This window comes from Photobacterium sp. NCIMB 13483, assembly GCF_003025475.1.
Classification (GTDB): domain Bacteria; phylum Pseudomonadota; class Gammaproteobacteria; order Enterobacterales; family Vibrionaceae; genus Photobacterium; species Photobacterium piscicola.
Genome location: NZ_PYLV01000025.1, coordinates 1 through 16,733 on the forward strand (window position 1 = coordinate 1; position 16,733 = coordinate 16,733).

18 protein-coding genes and 1 riboswitch are annotated in these 16,733 nt (G+C 37.7%); of the genes, 10 read left to right on the top strand and 8 right to left on the bottom strand.

Features of this window, described 5'->3' with window-relative positions; translation table 11 throughout:
* Nucleotides 1-527 precede the first annotated feature (527 nt).
* The 4 genes from artP (at nt 528) to artM (ending at nt 3,431) form a co-directional block, all read left to right on the top strand.
* Nucleotides 528-1,256, top strand: a complete 729-nt coding sequence (gene artP, locus C9I86_RS16300; RefSeq protein WP_080157672.1) for an arginine ABC transporter ATP-binding protein ArtP — start codon at nt 528-530, stop codon at nt 1,254-1,256.
* A 64-nt stretch (nt 1,257-1,320) separates the two neighbouring features.
* Nucleotides 1,321-2,055: a lysine/arginine/ornithine ABC transporter substrate-binding protein gene (locus tag C9I86_RS16305; RefSeq protein WP_107276938.1), complete on the top strand. Its 735-nt coding sequence runs from the start codon at nt 1,321-1,323 to the stop codon at nt 2,053-2,055.
* Between the two features lie 3 nt (nt 2,056-2,058).
* Entirely contained in the window at nt 2,059-2,763 is a 705-nt protein-coding gene (gene artQ / locus C9I86_RS16310) for an arginine ABC transporter permease ArtQ (protein ID WP_080157674.1), read from the top strand.
* A complete protein-coding gene (gene artM, locus C9I86_RS16315) occupies nt 2,760-3,431 on the top strand; it encodes an arginine ABC transporter permease ArtM (RefSeq protein ID WP_107276939.1) in 672 nt (223 codons plus the stop codon). The genes artQ and artM overlap by 4 nt, the downstream gene beginning before the upstream one ends.
* A 102-nt stretch (nt 3,432-3,533) precedes the next feature.
* Here artM and C9I86_RS16320 read toward each other — a convergent pair whose 3' ends face one another.
* Nucleotides 3,534-3,773 carry a hypothetical protein gene (locus tag C9I86_RS16320; RefSeq protein ID WP_080157676.1) on the bottom strand — a complete coding sequence of 80 codons (240 nt, stop codon included), beginning with the start codon at nt 3,771-3,773 and terminating at the stop codon, nt 3,534-3,536.
* Nucleotides 3,774-4,331: 558 nt separating this feature from the next.
* Between C9I86_RS16320 and C9I86_RS16325 the strand changes: the two genes are divergently transcribed.
* The 6 genes from C9I86_RS16325 to C9I86_RS16350 all read left to right on the top strand — a co-directional run bounded on the left by C9I86_RS16325 (nt 4,332) and on the right by C9I86_RS16350 (nt 11,417).
* Nucleotides 4,332-4,595 carry a cytochrome c gene (locus C9I86_RS16325; protein ID WP_369926053.1) on the top strand — a complete coding sequence of 88 codons (264 nt, stop codon included), beginning with the start codon at nt 4,332-4,334 and terminating at the stop codon, nt 4,593-4,595.
* 81 nt (nt 4,596-4,676) lie between these two features.
* Nucleotides 4,677-6,095, top strand: coding sequence for a cytochrome-c oxidase, cbb3-type subunit I (gene ccoN, locus C9I86_RS16330; RefSeq protein WP_080157678.1), 1,419 nt, complete (start codon nt 4,677-4,679; stop codon nt 6,093-6,095).
* Nucleotides 6,088-6,696, top strand: a complete 609-nt coding sequence (gene ccoO, locus C9I86_RS16335) for a cytochrome-c oxidase, cbb3-type subunit II (protein ID WP_107276968.1) — start codon at nt 6,088-6,090, stop codon at nt 6,694-6,696. Before ccoN ends, ccoO begins: the two co-directional genes overlap by 8 nt.
* Nucleotides 6,693-8,879 carry a cytochrome-c oxidase, cbb3-type subunit III gene (ccoP, locus tag C9I86_RS16340; protein WP_107276940.1) on the top strand — a complete coding sequence of 729 codons (2,187 nt, stop codon included), beginning with the start codon at nt 6,693-6,695 and terminating at the stop codon, nt 8,877-8,879. The genes ccoO and ccoP overlap by 4 nt, the downstream gene beginning before the upstream one ends.
* A 151-nt stretch (nt 8,880-9,030) precedes the next feature.
* Nucleotides 9,031-9,205: riboswitch (Lysine riboswitch) on the top strand.
* 83 nt (nt 9,206-9,288) lie between these two features.
* Nucleotides 9,289-10,878 (top strand): Na+/H+ antiporter NhaC family protein, encoded by a 1,590-nt coding sequence (locus C9I86_RS16345; RefSeq protein WP_107276941.1) that lies wholly within the window; start codon nt 9,289-9,291, stop codon nt 10,876-10,878.
* A gap of 98 nt (nt 10,879-10,976) precedes the next feature.
* The gene (locus C9I86_RS16350) at nt 10,977-11,417 is read left to right on the top strand and encodes a VOC family protein (protein ID WP_107276942.1); all 441 of its coding nucleotides are present in this window, start codon (nt 10,977-10,979) and stop codon (nt 11,415-11,417) included.
* A 66-nt stretch (nt 11,418-11,483) separates the two neighbouring features.
* Here the strand turns inward: C9I86_RS16350 and C9I86_RS16355 are convergent, their stop codons facing one another.
* From C9I86_RS16355 to C9I86_RS16385, 7 genes are all read right to left on the bottom strand, one after another.
* Nucleotides 11,484-12,134: a Qnr family pentapeptide repeat protein gene (locus C9I86_RS16355; protein WP_080157682.1), complete on the bottom strand. Its 651-nt coding sequence runs from the start codon at nt 12,132-12,134 to the stop codon at nt 11,484-11,486.
* Nucleotides 12,135-12,447: 313 nt separating this feature from the next.
* Nucleotides 12,448-12,846, bottom strand: a complete 399-nt coding sequence (locus tag C9I86_RS16360; RefSeq protein ID WP_080157683.1) for a cystatin domain-containing protein — start codon at nt 12,844-12,846, stop codon at nt 12,448-12,450.
* 91 nt (nt 12,847-12,937) lie between these two features.
* The gene (locus tag C9I86_RS16365; RefSeq protein WP_107276943.1) at nt 12,938-13,279 is read right to left on the bottom strand and encodes a 5-carboxymethyl-2-hydroxymuconate Delta-isomerase; all 342 of its coding nucleotides are present in this window, start codon (nt 13,277-13,279) and stop codon (nt 12,938-12,940) included.
* Nucleotides 13,280-13,507: 228 nt separating this feature from the next.
* The gene (locus C9I86_RS16370) at nt 13,508-13,978 is read right to left on the bottom strand and encodes an Sbal_3080 family lipoprotein (RefSeq protein ID WP_080157685.1); all 471 of its coding nucleotides are present in this window, start codon (nt 13,976-13,978) and stop codon (nt 13,508-13,510) included.
* 342 nt (nt 13,979-14,320) lie between these two features.
* On the bottom strand, nt 14,321-15,334 hold the full coding sequence (locus C9I86_RS16375; RefSeq protein ID WP_107276944.1) for a transposase: 1,014 nt from the start codon (nt 15,332-15,334) through the stop codon (nt 14,321-14,323).
* Nucleotides 15,335-15,444: 110 nt separating this feature from the next.
* On the bottom strand, nt 15,445-16,014 hold the full coding sequence (locus C9I86_RS16380; RefSeq protein WP_107276945.1) for a sugar O-acetyltransferase: 570 nt from the start codon (nt 16,012-16,014) through the stop codon (nt 15,445-15,447).
* Between the two features lie 234 nt (nt 16,015-16,248).
* Entirely contained in the window at nt 16,249-16,581 is a 333-nt protein-coding gene (locus tag C9I86_RS16385; protein WP_080174853.1) for a tRNA-binding protein, read from the bottom strand.
* Between the last annotated feature and the right edge of the window lie 152 nt (nt 16,582-16,733).

Consider the following 16,733-nt stretch of genomic DNA (forward strand, 5'->3'; position numbering starts at 1 on the left):
GATATATTATTGGCTATTACAGCCAACTAAGGCCTCACCAATATAATGGCGGATTAACCCCTAATGAATCTGAACGATTATATTGGTTAACCTCTAAAACTGTGGCCAGTATTTGTTGACCACTACACTTCCTATCTTCCTATCTTCCTATCTTCCTATCTTCCTATCTTCCTATCTTCCTATCTTCCTATCAATATGTGCTATTTAAGCATAAATAAAAACAATAATATCGCCCCTATCCAACTATAAATCCACTTACATAATGACTCACACAACAATGACTAATTAATCATTCCATTAAAACAATGAAACATCTCTTTCTAATCACTATTATGCACTCAAACTCTAACATTTAGATAAGGTTTATTAATTGTTAAAAATAAACATTGTAACTAAGTAATTTAGCAGGTTAAATCATTAGTAATTAAACAAATACGCAACATATTATTTTTTTATACATTTTCCTTGCATAAGATATCGTGATGAGTAGTATATAAATTAAGTGATGATTAATGCAGTATTAGAGCATGAGTATTCAAGTAAGTAATATCAATAAATTTTACGGTCAAAACCAAGTACTGCATGATGTCAGCTTTACTTGTAACACTGGCGAAACCCTCGTTTTATTAGGCCCAAGCGGCGCAGGAAAGAGCTCATTATTGCGTGTATTAAACCTGCTAGAGAACGCAACAGATGGCAATTTAACGATAGCTAATAATATATTTGATTTTTCAAAGCCTATTTCAGAACAAAAAGGCTTAGCGTTGAGAAAAAAAGTGGGAATGGTTTTTCAACAGTACAATCTCTGGCCCCATAAAACAGTGATTGAAAATTTAATCGAAGCACCAACCAAAGTATTAGGTCTCGATAAAGCGATTGCTAAACAACAAGCATTGGATATTTTGACGCAATTACACCTTGCAGATAAAGCAAATGCATGGCCGTTACAACTTTCTGGTGGCCAACAACAACGAGTCGCGATTGCGCGTGCATTGATGATGAAACCTGACGTGTTGCTATTTGATGAGCCAACCGCAGCCTTGGATCCAGAGATCACTAGTCAAATCGTTAAGATCATAAAAGATCTCAGCGGCACAGGGATAACCCAAGTTGTCGTTACTCATGAAGTTGATTTTGCAAAAAAAATTGCAAGTCACATTTTATATATGGAAGACGGACGTGTGATTGAACATGGTAACCATGACTCTTTTACAACACCAAAAACCACCCAATTTGCAGAATACCTTAACCATTAATAGGTCTCTTTTTTAAAACTGCGTAGATAGAAAACTACGTGATCAATCCGCATGGAGTATAGCGATGAAAAAAATGTTATTAGCGGCAATAATTGGCTTAGCATCTGGTCATGTCATGGCACAAGATCTTAAATTTGCAACAGAAGCGACTTATGCACCATTTGAATACATGGATGCGAACAATCAAATTCAAGGTTTTGATATTGATATTGCTAAAGCCTTGTGTTCAGAAATGAAAGCAACCTGTACGTTCCATAATCAAGCGTTTGATAGTCTAATTCCTGCGCTAAAATTCAAACGTTATGATGCTGCAATTTCAGCAATGGATATTACCGAGGCACGTCAACAACAAGTCAGTTTTAGTAATACCTATTATGACAATGCCGCTGCGTTTGTATCATTAAAAGACCATGTTGCTGATCAAGCAGCCCTAACAGGTAAGCGTGTCGGTGTACAAAATGGTTCAACACACCAGAGCTATATCACCGATCAAATGCCTGCCGTAACAGCGGTACCTTATACCAGTTACCAAGATGCATTTATTGATATGCAAAATGGCCGTATTGATTCTGTATTTGGTGATACTGCTGTTGTGGCTGAATGGTTTAAGAAAGACAACGGCGACAAACTGTCTTATGTCGGTAAGCCGGTTACCAATGCGAAATATTTCGGTAATGGTTTTGGCATTGCAGTAAATAAAAACAACCAAGCATTAGTAGAACAATTAAATAAAGCGCTGGCAGCCATTAAAGCAAATGGCCAGTACCAAGCAATCTTTGAACAGTATTTTGGTAAGTAAGTTATGATATTAACGGGATATTCACAATCCCTGCTAGAGGCTAGCTGGATGACAATCCAGCTTGCTTTTGTCAGTTTAGCGGTAGGGTTAGTTTTAGCGATGTTATTTGCAGGCGGCGAAATGTCACGATATCGTGCTATCGCGTGGCCAACAACATTTATCGTGACTATCCTCCGTGGTCTGCCTGAACTATTAGTTGTACTTTTTATCTTTTTTGGTTCGGGCGAAATTATTTTTTATGTCACTGGCGAATTCATTGAGATCAGCCCCTTTTTATCTGGTGTCATTGCATTATCACTTATCTTTGCTTCTTATGCCGCTCAAACGATACGAGGAGCACTTAAAGCTGTTCCCAAAGGTCAACGCGAAGCAGCAACGGCACTTGGAATAAGTAAACAACGTACTTTTTTCAGCATTATTTTGCCGCAAACAGTGCGTCATGCGTTGCCCGGTTTGACTAATCAATGGTTGGTATTATTAAAAGACACCGCACTTGTTTCGTTAATTGGTGTTACTGATTTATTAAAGCAAGCCCAATTAGCATCAGCAGCAACGCATGAAAGCTTTACGTGGTATGCCACGGCTGCAGCGGTGTATTTAATTATTACCTTAATCACGCAACGTCTGATTAAAATAATTGAAAAGAAATTCAGCGAGCAAGATGGCTCTAGTACTCAAACCCATAAAAGCCAAGGAGCAACCGCATGAATGAACAAAATTTTTGGCTAATGGTACAAGGGTTAATTACCAGCCTTGAGTTAACCGCAGCCTCTTTATTGGTCGGTTGTAGTTTGGCGTTATTAATGACGGCAAGTTTGATATTACGTACCCCAATTCTTCACTGGATCAGCCGCGGTATCATCACCCTCTTTACGGGAACGCCATTATTAGTACAAATATTTTTAGTCTATTATGGCCCAGGACAATTTGAAGTTATTCGTCAAAGCTTCGTATGGGATTGGTTAAGCCAACCTTGGTTTTGTGCCATGCTGGCATTGGCTTTAAATACGGCAGCTTATAGTACCCAGCTATTTAAAGGGGCTTTTGATGCCATACCTCAAGGTCAATGGCATGCTTGTCACGCTCTTGGTATGAATACTAAAGCAACATTGGGGGTATTACTGCCTTTTGCTATTCGTCGTGCAGTGCCTGCTTATTCAAACGAAGTGATCTTAGTATTTAAAGGCACATCACTTGCCAGCACGATTACGATTATGGATATTATGGGTTATGCACAACGTATTAACGCACAAACTTATGATACTTTGACGGTCTTTGCTGTGGCGGGAGCATTCTATCTTGCGGTTAATGGTTTACTGACATTACTGTTTCGAGTGTTTGAGAAAAAAGCGCTTGCGTTTGAAGCTGCACGTTAAGATTGAGTATAGTAGCTCAATAATAGCGGCATATTACCTCGATTAAAAAGCCGATATAATGTCGGCTTTTTAATTACTAAATACAATAATATTTATCATAATTTAATGACTTAGTTTGGCATTGATTTTTAAAACTAATTGGGATTTTGTGTTCTCAACTACGTCAATTTTATTCTCTTTAATATGAGAGAATTGCGCTAACAACGCACTTAACTCTTCTTTCATCAATTGTAAATGTCGTGATGTTCTGTGGCGGGTAATTTCACTTACAAGCCTTTCCTTTGCTTGTAATGCTGTTGTTACTTTTGCAGCCTTCTTTTTTGAACGGAAGAAGAAGTTCATAGTAAACATCCTTATTTTTTATAAACACCTATAAAATATTAGATTATGATACTAAATACCATTAAATAGTTTCATATTTGTTAACTCGTTATAATAATAGCTGCATTATATAACTAATAACCATATAACCAATAACCATCTAATATATAAATAATCATAATCATCGCTTATTTACATTGTAGCTCATAGTTAATATCCACCACTTATTTCAAACTCCATTCTCTTGATTGATATACAACTAAACAACTGTTTATTAAGAAGACCGCCTGAAATTATAATTTATAATTAAAACAACCATAACTAAAATAGAACGTCATTATTCCTATCTTTAAGAAATACTGCTCGAAAAATCACACGATCTCCTCCTCAAAAAAGCACCTTTTACTCTATCTTTAAATAACAAGATTTAATTACGCCACCGTTAATACACGATCATAATGATAAAATAGAGTATCGACTATGACACAACATTCATTCGTTAGATTCATATTCACAACTTGCACCTTCCTTTGCTCGATAGCCGTTACAGCCACAGAATCCAATACGGAAACACAGTACTTGCAAGGCAAAGAAAAATCAGTGGTATGTATGACGTGTCATGGTGTTGATGGCATTTCTACCATTGATACCTACCCTAATCTTCAAGGCCAAAAACAAGCGTATTTTGTCGCAGCATTGAAAGCCTATAAATTACGTCAACGTAATGACGGGTTAGCCATTCTTATGCATGCACAGGCTGACGTATTAAGTGAACAAGATATGCTAGATATTGCGTATTATTTTAATCACGTTAAATCAAAATCTACAAACGATAATAATTAGTAACCATATATCAATAGCAACATAGCGCGATTAATTTAACAAATTGTTTTTTGACAAATAACACAGTCAAAGGTTTTAAGAATGGATATTCAATACAATTATAAAGTTGTTAAATACTTCATGGTTACTAGTGTTATCTGGGGACTAATAGCCATGACGATAGGCGTTATTCTTGCAGGACAACTTTATTGGCCCGCGCTCAATTTAAACTCAGAGTATTTTCAATTCGGTCGCCTACGACCATTACATACCAACGGGGTTATTTTTGGTTTTGTGGTGAATATTTTAATGGGTACTTCGCTTTATATCGTTCAACGAACCTGTAAAGTGCCATTATTTAACCACTGCCTGTCTTGGTTTGTTTACTATGGTTGGCAACTTATATTAATCCTTGCTGTTATTACGCTACCACTTGGTTTTACTACCTCAAAAGAATATGCCGAACTTGAATGGCCAATTGATATTTTAATTGCAGTTGTTTGGGTTCTGTATGCCATTTTATTTTTTGGCACCATCGCCAAAAGAACCGTGGCACATATATTTGTCGCCAACTGGTTTTATGGCGCTTTTATTTTAGTTATTGCGATGATTTTTATCGTCAATAATCTTGAATTGCCCGTAACCTTCTGGAAATCATATTCAATTTATTCTGGCGCTGAAGATGCAATCGTACAATGGTGGTGGGGGCATAATGCCGTTGGCTTCCTTCTGACCGCTGGTATTATTGGAATGAACTACTACTTCATTCCTAAAATATCCGACCGCCCAATCTACTCTTACCGTTTGTCTATTATTCACTTTTGGGGCCTAGTTGGATTTTATACATGGGCCGGTACACACCATCTTATTTATTCTTCTGTTCCTGATTGGCTACAAAATCTTGGGATCGTAATGTCACTTATTTTATGGCTCCCCTCTTGGGGTGGTGCATTTAATAGCATTATGACCTTACTCAGTAACAAACCTAAGCTCAAGCATGATTACATTATGTGGTTCTTTTTCTCCGCCATTATCTATTATGCCCTTGCCACATTTGAAGGCCCATTACTGGCTATTCGTTGGTTTAATATGATTGCGCACAACACTGACTGGATCATCGGTCATGTGCATTCTGCGGCTCTAGGTTGGGTGGGCATGTCTGCCATTGCGGTTTTTTATTATTTTATTCCCCGCCTTTGGGGCCACCAGCAATTATGGTCGAATCGCTTAGTTAAATGGCATTTTTGGTTTGCACATATAGGAATTCTTATTTACGCAGTAGCATTGTGGATCGCTGGCATTGGTCAAGGTTATATGTGGTTACAACAAGAGCCAAATGGCAGCTTAACTTATAGTTTTGTAGATGCAATGAACTTTTCCTCACCATGGATGTTGGCGCGTTTCATCGGTGGTGTCAGCTTTGTATTTGGGTTAGTACTAATGATATATAACCTTTATCGCACCCTAAAACAGCCATTAACAACCCCATCCTCAACTGAGGAGATCAATGAACATGCTTAATAAAGATTTCACACAATCGGTGTTTATCTTAATTATTTCCACCGTCATTGTTGCCAGTATTTCTTTTCTTGTTTGGGTGCTACCCGCATTCTTTTATCAAGACAAACTAATTGCAGAATCCAGTGCTAAACCACTGACAGCATTAGAAGTCGAAGGCCGAGATGTCTACATCAGTGAGGGCTGTCATACTTGCCATACTATGATGGTGCGCCCCTTAGATGCAGAAATAAAACGTTATGGCCGCTATAGCCGAGAAAGCGATGACATTTATGAATTTCCTAATTTATGGGGATCTAAACGTACCGGCCCTGATCTCACCAATCTTGGACGCAAATACTCTGATCAATGGCATGCTATACACCTAAATAATCCACGTGATGTTGTACCCACCTCTATCATGCCCGCCTATCCTTGGTTATTTGAACAGGTGCTAGATGGAGAAGATGCAGAAGCAAAACTCAAAGCATTACGCATATTAGGTGTGCCTTATAATGATAAAGAAATACAACAAGCACGCCTTGCCGTTAAAGGTCATACCAAAGCTGAGGCACTGATTGCTTATTTACAAAGTCTAGGACACGAGCAGGGAGTACAGCAATGAACACTTTCTGGAGCAATTGGGTTACATTATTGACCTTACTGTTTTTAATTTTTATGCTCATCGTCGTGGTGTATTATTGGCGAAAAAATCATACTGCAGATAAAGATAAAACAGTTGATAGTTTTGATAACATTCAAGAAAACGATGCTGCTGTTCCTAAGTTATTATTGTTCTCTTATGGCATTGCATTTCTATTCGCTGCTATATTTTTAGTGCTTTACCCTGGACTTGGTAACTGGCAAGGCTTAATGGCATGGAAATCAACCAGTGAAGCTACTCAGCCTCATGCGACTGATTTAGAAGCACAAATCATACAAGCAAAACTCAGCGACAGTTCATATCTGCAATTGAGCCAAGACGATACCATAGTAACCACGGGTAAAGCCCTGTTTCAAACCCATTGTGCCGCTTGTCATTTGAGTGAAGCGGAAGGTCAAACCCACTTTCCTAACTTAACTGATGATGTGTGGCTTTATGGCGGTACAGATAAAGATATTTATCACTCCATTACTCAAGGCCGTAATGGTGTTATGGCGGGTTGGAAAACTCTTCTATCTGCTGAAGATATCAATCATGTCGCCACTTATATTGCCTCGTTACAAGCTGATCGTATTCTTTCAGCATCAAGTTTTGCATTACAGCAAGGTAAAACTGTCTTTAATAAAAACTGTACCAGTTGTCACGGTAGTGATGCAAAAGGCAATCAATTACTAGGTGCACCCAATTTAACCGATAATATCTGGTTACATAATGGCAGTATTGAGGGCATTACGCATACCATAAACAATGGTCTTAATAATGTTATGCCAGCCTTTGCCCAGCAACTTTCTGATGCTGAAATTCAAGCATTAGGCGCCTATCTACGTCATCAAAATACTGTTCGTAAAACCGAAATTGCCCAATTAAACAAAGAGCAAATTACTCAAGGACAATATCTCGCTTACGCTGGAGACTGCGTTGCTTGTCATACTGGTGAAGGTGGCGAATTATTTGGTGGCGGATTAGGTTTTGTTACTCCATTTGGTACATTGTATTCCACTAATATTTCATCGCACCCTGAATTTGGAATTGGTGATTACACATATACTGAGTTTTATGATGCTCTGCATAAAGGTAAAGGCAAGCACGGCTATCTTTATCCTGCAATGCCCTACTCTTCTTATCAATACATCACTGATGCTGATACCAAAGCATTGTGGGTATACATGCAATCACTCGATTATGTGAATACTCGTAATTTAGATAACCAAATGATGTTTCCAAGTAATATTCGCTTAGGCTTATTAGGTTGGAATATCGCATTTCTTGATACCGACCCATTACAATATCCAGCCAACAGCACTGAAACTTGGCGTCGAGGTAAATATTTAACCATGAGCTTAGGTCACTGTTCTGAGTGCCACACACCACGAAATATTGCTCAAGCGTTAATTGCCGATAAGCTCTTTCAAGGTAATTTAATTGATGGTTGGATGGCACCTGATATTACCGCAACCGAGCTTTATCAAGATCGCTGGGATGTAAATTCACTGACTGATTTTCTTAAAACAGGCCATTCCGAAAAAGGCACCGCATTTGGTGGTATGGCGGAAGTGGTAAAAAACAGTACCCGCTATTTAACCCGTGAAGATGTCAGTGCTATTGCGGAATACCTTATTACAGGCGACAAATATAACGTAGTAGATAAATCGGTTGGTCAAATTACACCACCAGGCTTTGGTGATTTAACACCAGCACAAATAAATATTCAGAATCCTAATTTAGCTGAAGGTCCTGCCGATCAACAAACTAAAGATCAACAATTATATGGGCTGTATATTCAAACCTGTGGTGCTTGTCATGGCCCAGATGGTAAAGGTCGCGAAGGTATTGCACCAGCACTGCTTAATAATGGCATCATCATGCATAAAGATCCGTATGACACCATTGCCGTTACTATTCGAGGCTTAATGCCAAACTTCTTAGAACAAGAAATAGATTTTATGCCAATGAGTAGTTTTAACACCGTTTTAAATGATGCTGATTTGGCTCAATTAATTACATTTGTACGTCAAAAATTAGGGGGAAGAAATATCCCTGTGGCAGAAAAAGAGGTAACTAAAATTCGTCAAGATCTTATCAAAGCAGGATTTGCAGGCAATATTCATAATATGACCCAACCGATGAACGACAATCCTGAATAACGAAACAATATGCAACAATAACGAAATAAGCATGTGCTAACTGATTGAAACTATAATCAGTTAGCTGAGCTGCTGTATTTTAAACCTATTACACAATTTAGCATTATTTTTTATTGCTTGTGAGAAATATCTAGGTATAGTCAAGACTAATCCTTTGAGTAGAGGCGCGCTGCCTAAAAGTATTCGGTTGGAGGGAGATCCCCAATGAGAGCCGAAGAAAGGAGTCAGCGCCGAAGTAATTATTGAGTCATCAATAATCGCTGGTTCTGTATTTAATAAGTACAGAACTGCCATAGTTATGTTGTCTATGGAGCGCTACCCTAAGGGATAAGAAGTATTATTTCTAAAGAAATCTGTTTCTCTATCCTTTCGGTAGATCTCCACCTTATTATAGGTGTTTAAGAGATCCATGAATTTAGTTCAATATTCTGATTCATTATTATCAGTAGTTCCCGCACTACTGGCAGTTATTCTTGCAATTACTACCCGCCGCGTATTGTTATCTTTAGGCGTGGGCATTATTGCAGGATCAATCCTTCTAAATAATTTCAACCCACTCGCAGCACTACAATATCTTTTACATCAAATTCTTGGCTTAGTTTGGGCTGATGGTGCGATCAACACCAGTAACGTTAACATGTTATTATTTATGTTATTACTCGGTGGTTTGATTAGCTTAATGACCGCAACAGGCGCAACCAAGGCATTTGCTGAATGGGGTGTTCGTCGCTGTAAAGATCGTCGCAGTGCCAATATCTTAACGGGTATGATGGTATTTGCCTTCTTTATTGATGACTTCTTCCACAGCTTATCTGTTGGACCTATTTGTCGCCCCGTAACTGACCGTTTTCAAATTTCACGAGCAAAATTAGCTTACCTGTTAGATTCAACCGCAGCACCGGTATGTGTTATTACCCCTATTTCATCATGGGGTGCCTATATCATTGCGATCCTTGGTGGTATTTTGGTGACCAACGATATTACTGAAACGAGTCCGATTTCATTATTCGTACAGATGATTCCAATGAATCTATATGCTGTGTTTACCTTATTAATGGTGCTTGTGGTTATCACGTTCCAACTTGATATTGGTCCAATGCGTAAGCACGAAGAGCGCGCACGTGACGGCCAACTTTGGGATGAATCAAAAGGTCACCCAAAAGGGCTAGAAATCACCACAGAAGGTGAAGGTAATGGCACCATGATTGATATGGTCTTACCAATTCTTACTCTGACTGTTTCTAGCGTTGTGTTTATGATCATCAGTGGCGCAGAAGTTTTAGCCGCTAAAGGTCTGGCATTTAGCTTAATTGGCTCAATCGAGCATACAGATGTAGGTTCATCATTAGTGTATGCCGCATTATGTAGTCTTGTAGTATCCATTGTGTTAGCACTGCGCTTAAAGTTGCCACTAAAGACATGGTTAACAGCTGCACCTCAAGGTGTTCAAGCGATGATGCCAGCAATTATCATTCTGTTATTTGCATGGACAATTGGTACTGTTGTCAGCGATATGGAAACTGGCCAATACTTAGCATCATTAACAAAATATGGCCTACCTGTTGAGTTACTGCCTGCATTAGTGTTCTTACTTTCATGTGGTATGTCTTTTGCGACCGGCACTAGTTGGGGTACATTTGGTATCATGCTGCCATTGGCAGGTGATATGGCGATTGCAAGTGATGTTAACTTATTAATGCCTATGCTATCAGCAGTATTAGCAGGTTCTGTCTTTGGTGATCACAGTTCACCGATTTCAAGCACCAGTATTTTGTCAGCAACAGGTGCAGGCAGTCATCACATGGATCACGTTATGACGCAGTTACCTTACGCATTAACTGTCGCTTTCGGTGCTTTCCTTGGCTACCTTGCAATGGGTATAACAGGCTCAACCATTATCGGTATTGCAGTAAGTTCAGTCTGGTTCATCGGTTGTTGTGTCTACCATGTGCGCCAAGATAAGAAACAACAACTCGTTGTAGCGACGCAAACTCATTAACAACAACCGCTATTAACGATAATCCCCGTTCGTTTTCGTGCTTATTTGATTTATTCTATAGCACTAAACCGCGGGGATTTTTTTGATCAGGAGAAGTAATGGAATATTTACACACTATGGTACGTGTCAGTGATTTAGATGCCTCACTGGACTTTTACTGCAATAAATTAGGGTTAGTTGAAACAAATAGAAAAGAAAGTGAACGTGGGCGTTTTACATTAGTATTTTTAGCCGCACCCACTCAAGTACAAACGGCGGCTCAAACACAATCGCCATTATTAGAATTAACCTACAATTGGGATGCTGAAGCCTATACTGGCGGCCGTAATTTTGGTCATCTTGCATTTCGTGTTGATGATATTTATCAATTATGCCAACACTTACAAGACAGCGGCGTGACGATTAATCGCCCACCCCGTGATGGTCATATGGCTTTTGTCCGTTCGCCTGATGGTATTTCAATTGAATTACTGCAAAAAGGTGAGCCGTTATCCCCTGCTGAACCGTGGGTTTCACAAGCTAACATTGGTGAATGGTAACCATTAATCAATGCTGCCACAGGCATATCCCGTATTCCTGTGGCGATCATTGATTAGCATAACTATTTATAAAACAACGATACCTAAATTACCTAATAGTTGCTCTTGTTGCCAATCACAAATTTGAGCCCCTTCCAAAGACACTCGGCGAACATCAACATTATCAAGATCAACATGGCATAGGTTAGCTTCATTAAATATCGCTTGTTGCCATTGCTCACTTGAAAATTCACCACGGCTTAAATCAGAACCTTTAAATGACACGCCGATTAAATTAGCGCCACGCCAACGGTTTTCAAATAGCTCACATTTTTCAAGCATCACACTTTCTAAGTTGGCATAGCTCAAATCACATCCAGAAATAAATGCCGAACAAAAGAAAGAATTATGCGTAATGTAATTAGCAAAAGACGCATAATGGAAATCAGCACCTTTAAGATTACATTGGTGCAATTCAATACCAAAGCATTGTGCGTTACGAAAATTTGCCATCGCTAAATTACAACCTTTAAAACTGGCATCTTTTAATTTCGTATAAGCAAAACTGCAACCGTCAGTCTCTCCTGCTTCAATAAAGCTACAATCAATAAAACAAGCATCGGTTAAATTTGCACGTGAAAAATCACAGCGAAAAAACTGACATTGTTCAAAGGTTGCTTCACTTAAATCTTGATGGGAAAAGACTTCGCCATCGAATTGTTTTTTTGCAACATGCATCAATTATTACTCTATTAATGTCTAAAAACAGCCCTATATTAATAACAAAAAACCATTAATTACCAGTAAAAACAGTGAACTAATAAATATTTTTTTACATTAGCTTAAATAGCTAAATCTCGCGTTTTTAAGGGGTGCTAGTCATGTTATTTAAAATAAAATGCATGAACGTTTATTGTTTTTATTAACGCCTAACAAAGGCGCTATTAGGGTGTTATAAATAGACATAAAAAAACAGCCGCTGGTATTGATCAATAATCAATAGCAGCAGCTGTTTTTTCATTAGAGGTTGCGGTTAAATAATAACCACACGCTATAAATGATTAGGCACATCACAATTTGAAGCAGCGCCAACTTTCTTGTTTACTGATTCAACAGTGTAAGTGTTTTTTAAACTACGGAAAACTTTAGCGGTATAAACGTCATGATTTTCGATTGAAAATGTAACGTTGTAATTCATACCAGCAACAACTTGTTGAGTAACATGAATAACATTTTTTAACTGATGATCACCAGCAATGTCTTTTACTGCGGCTTGTGCTGCAGCCGTTACTTCAGGTGTGATTTCACCTTGTTGCCAGCCACCAGGAATTGCGTGAGTATAGTCACAGCCCGTTTGCATATTTGCCTCGTTAGTCGTTTTAACATCTTGTGCACTACACGCCACTAACGCTAATGAACCCAAAGCAACAACCAGAAGTTTCTTATTCATGACTTTTCCTATTTATAGTAGACATCTCTATAACAACATAAAAACAGTGTTCATTGCAAATAAAATTGAAAAAAAAGATTAATTTGCAACTTTATACTACATATTTCCGATAAGATTGCTGATTAATATCTTCAATCTCCACACTAATGGCAATATCAGAATGAAACATAGAAGCGACATTATGCAATATCAATTCAGATAACATATCTTTCTGCTGTTCAGAACGGTCGGGTAAAATACGTAATGTAATATGCACAAATGGCTTGGCTGTTGTTCCCGTTCGATAAATTTCATAAGGAACAAGGCGAGTTTTTATGTCTTCTTCTTCAAAAATACCTGAACTAAAAATAGAAAAATGCGCGGTAGTCATTAATTCATTTAAATCAATGTCGTTTTCTAAATCCTTGGCATATTCCACGATACAATGTGGCATATTGTTACTCCCTCTTTAGTACAGCTAATATTTTGTAACACTAGCGCTGAATAAATATCATAACCACTTAATATCGCTAATATTAGTTTACCAAATTAGATTTTAGTCACTAATGTATCAATCTGTGAGCAATGCCAAATTATCACCTTGTGAGATTACAAACGAAATCAAGAATAACAGCTAAAAATTATCTTTATTTCGACTGTAATATACGAACAAACTATAGTATTAATTTACAGTAGATGAATTCGCAGCCTTTGTTGCTTGAGCTGGCGTCATTTGACCAAATAACGTATCCATCATAAAACCAATTCGTTTGCTCGCATTACCAAATTTATTAGGGTTAGCGGTGTAAGGTACCTTAAACTTAATATCACCAACTCTTTGACCACCTTGGTATGCTTTTATCTCCGCATCTTTTAAATACAAAGCAAGATCCCAGCCCCAATGCCCTTCATATTCAATCGTTAATTTATTCAAATCATGCTTTGAATTATCAGGGGAAATAATGTACGAATAATTATTATCTTGAAGCCAAACTTTTATTGTATCGAGAAATCCAGCACGAGTATCATTATCCTGAACAATAACAACCTCTGGTTTAATATTTGTTATTGGCACAGAACTACCAGTATAACGAGGTGAACCACAACCAATTAATGTTAAAGAAATAGTGGAAAGTAATAATATTTTTTTCATCTAATAAGTCTTATTAATTAATACATTATTAAAAATAGGCCGCAATTAAAGCCCGTAAAGATCTAGACAAGATTATCCTCATACGCAACTTGTTTTAATTAAAATAAATAATGTATCTCTTTAACCTTGGACAGCCATAAATAACCTTGGACAGCCATATATTTTAGTTCTTAAAAAACGATCTTAAAAAATAATTTATTCCACTAGCAATAAACTCTCGAATCTAAGATTTACGACTTATTATTTGAATTATCCATTAAATCAATTCTCTTTCTATATTTCAGGATCAACAAAGCCCACAATCCTAACGGTTATTGCGGTATTTGCATTCGATTATAAAAACTATGTCTGATTAGGGTGTAACTGATGACTCGCTAACTTTCCTTTACACCAATGTCCACCAATACGTTGTTTAAAAGTACACATTCGGGACCATCTACCGCTTACATTGGCATAATGTTCCATAAATTGTTCACTGTGCTCAAGCCAAGCATCTGCTGTTATTCCCATTTGCTGTAAAATCTTGGGTTGATTAGGTGCAATAAAGCCTTTTTTATCATTTCGAATACAGCGACCAGTCCAGTCAATTAGTTCAAGGTAATCAGCAAAAGCAAAGTTTACCCCTGCGGTTTTAGCTTGATGTTCTGCGCCAACAAAGGGTAATAATTGGAAATGACTTTTGTTTGATAAGGATGGTTTAAAGGGAGTTTTCGTTTGATTATATTCACGAATACGCTGCTGAATTGAGGTAAAATCTGATTGCTCTAGTGACGGTGTAACGCCCGCCCTTATCGGGTTTAAATCAACGTACATCATGCATGATAATAACGCTTGTTCGTCGAGTAATGCTTGAGACTTAAACCGCCCTTCCCAAAATGCACCTTTACATTGATCTTCTTTATTGGCTTTTCGCGCAATTTCTTCATTAAGACAGCGCATAAACCAGCTAATACTACCCAATCGTTGCTGCCATTCAGCCACTAAATTTGATAATGCTTGTTGTTTATCAGAGTCAATTTGACCCTCTTTTAAAAATTCGACCGCAATAGGATGACCATTAAATAACTGTAACCAGCGAGATATTACCGCTTCTGGAGTTAACTTTTGCTGCTGCTCTGTATCTATTTTAAGCACTAAATGATAATGGTTACTCATTACAGCATAAGCACAAACATCAATACAAAACACAGAAGCTAATTGTTTGATTTTATTTACTATCCAACCTCGACGGTGTTGATAGTTTTTACCGTTATACGGGTCATCCCCACACAAATAGGCACGACGTACACAGCGATTAATCACATGATAAAAAGGTGTAATTTGAGGCTCTATCAATTTCCGTCTTGAGATTGTCATTCGTTCCACCATAAGCAACTTGAAGCTTAACTATAGTAGCTCATGGTTGATGTGCAAGGTTATGGCTGTCCATTATTCTTTTATTCTTTCACTTAACTGCGAATCTTTACCTAAGCTACATTGATCCCTTTTTTCACTACTCTTGCTGGATTACCTACAACAACCGTATTGTCAGGTACGTCTTTTGTCACAACACTCCCAGCACCGACAATAGCACCATCGCCAATACTTACACCTGGTAAAACAACCACATTAGCGCCAATCCAAACTTTATTACCTATATTAATTGGTTTAGCAAACTCTTCATAGGTATAGCGAGTTGCAGCATCAAGTGGGTGTCCAGCTGTGCATAATGTAACATTTGGGCCTATCATTACATAATCACCAATAATGACCTTGCCACAGTCTAAAATGACACCGTTGGTATTCATATAGAAGTTTTTACCGACTTTTATGTTATAGCCATAATCGCAAAAAAAATGACCGTTTAACTGAGTCGTCTCATCTGAACAACCAAACAGTCTTTGAATCAAAAGATTTTTTTCATCGACTTCAAAGCATGTGCTTATTTGATGGCATAATTTAGCGGCCTTAAGTCTATCTTCAGGTAACCCTTCTGAGTCTGGATTATACAGTTCTCCACTAATATGACTCTTCGCTCTGTTACTCAATACTTTCATTTATATACCTAAATTACTAAAGGCAGTCCAAAAAACTAACAACTTATTATACGGCTAACTTACTCAAATTTATTTTTAAGCACGCGCCCATACCCCTTCGTCATAATCTAACAAGCACTATAAATCAGATGATGTTTTACTTTGAAAGCCCGATTGTAATCAAAAAATCGGGCTCCTATCGTTTAGTTTCAATTTTTACTAACTACAGTTGCTATACATATTTACAAACAGTAATTAAACAATCTTAACGCCCGTAGCCATTAAACGTTCTGGAGTTAATAACACGCTTTCAGATTCATCATCCGTTTCAGCACATAACAACATGCACTCTGATGTTTCACCGCGCATCTTGGCTTTGGCTAGATTACATAGTACTACCACTTGCTTACCCAATAATTGCTCTTCGGTGTAGTAAGGCACTAAACTAGTGACGGTTTGAAGCTTAGTTTCACCCACTTCAATTTGAACAATATACAATTTATCGGCATTGTCATGACGAACAACATCAATAATTTTACCCACACGAATATCTAATTTAGCGAAATCTGCGTACGAAATAGTGTCCATGGAATCTCCTTTGTATTTAATACTCAATTAAGTTCATTATTAATCGTGGTATATATACCCATTATGTTAACGTTTACACTACCAATTAAATATTGATTTACAAAGAATATCATTTCAAATTAGTTAGCTATATCACACAGTTAAATTGCGTT

Coding starts and splice junctions, on each gene's coding strand:
- artP (WP_080157672.1), top strand. CDS start 528: ATGAGTATTCAAGTAAGTAATATCAATAAATTTTACGGTCAAAACCAA.
- C9I86_RS16305 (WP_107276938.1), top strand. CDS start 1,321: ATGAAAAAAATGTTATTAGCGGCAATAATTGGCTTAGCATCTGGTCAT.
- artQ (WP_080157674.1), top strand. CDS start 2,059: ATGATATTAACGGGATATTCACAATCCCTGCTAGAGGCTAGCTGGATG.
- artM (WP_107276939.1), top strand. CDS start 2,760: ATGAATGAACAAAATTTTTGGCTAATGGTACAAGGGTTAATTACCAGC.
- C9I86_RS16320 (WP_080157676.1), bottom strand. CDS start 3,773: ATGAACTTCTTCTTCCGTTCAAAAAAGAAGGCTGCAAAAGTAACAACA.
- ccoN (WP_080157678.1), top strand. CDS start 4,677: ATGGATATTCAATACAATTATAAAGTTGTTAAATACTTCATGGTTACT.
- ccoO (WP_107276968.1), top strand. CDS start 6,088: ATGCTTAATAAAGATTTCACACAATCGGTGTTTATCTTAATTATTTCC.
- ccoP (WP_107276940.1), top strand. CDS start 6,693: ATGAACACTTTCTGGAGCAATTGGGTTACATTATTGACCTTACTGTTT.
- C9I86_RS16345 (WP_107276941.1), top strand. CDS start 9,289: ATGAATTTAGTTCAATATTCTGATTCATTATTATCAGTAGTTCCCGCA.
- C9I86_RS16350 (WP_107276942.1), top strand. CDS start 10,977: ATGGAATATTTACACACTATGGTACGTGTCAGTGATTTAGATGCCTCA.
- C9I86_RS16355 (WP_080157682.1), bottom strand. CDS start 12,134: ATGCATGTTGCAAAAAAACAATTCGATGGCGAAGTCTTTTCCCATCAA.
- C9I86_RS16360 (WP_080157683.1), bottom strand. CDS start 12,846: ATGAATAAGAAACTTCTGGTTGTTGCTTTGGGTTCATTAGCGTTAGTG.
- C9I86_RS16365 (WP_107276943.1), bottom strand. CDS start 13,279: ATGCCACATTGTATCGTGGAATATGCCAAGGATTTAGAAAACGACATT.
- C9I86_RS16370 (WP_080157685.1), bottom strand. CDS start 13,978: ATGAAAAAAATATTATTACTTTCCACTATTTCTTTAACATTAATTGGT.
- C9I86_RS16375 (WP_107276944.1), bottom strand. CDS start 15,334: ATGACAATCTCAAGACGGAAATTGATAGAGCCTCAAATTACACCTTTT.
- C9I86_RS16380 (WP_107276945.1), bottom strand. CDS start 16,014: ATGAAAGTATTGAGTAACAGAGCGAAGAGTCATATTAGTGGAGAACTG.
- C9I86_RS16385 (WP_080174853.1), bottom strand. CDS start 16,581: ATGGACACTATTTCGTACGCAGATTTCGCTAAATTAGATATTCGTGTG.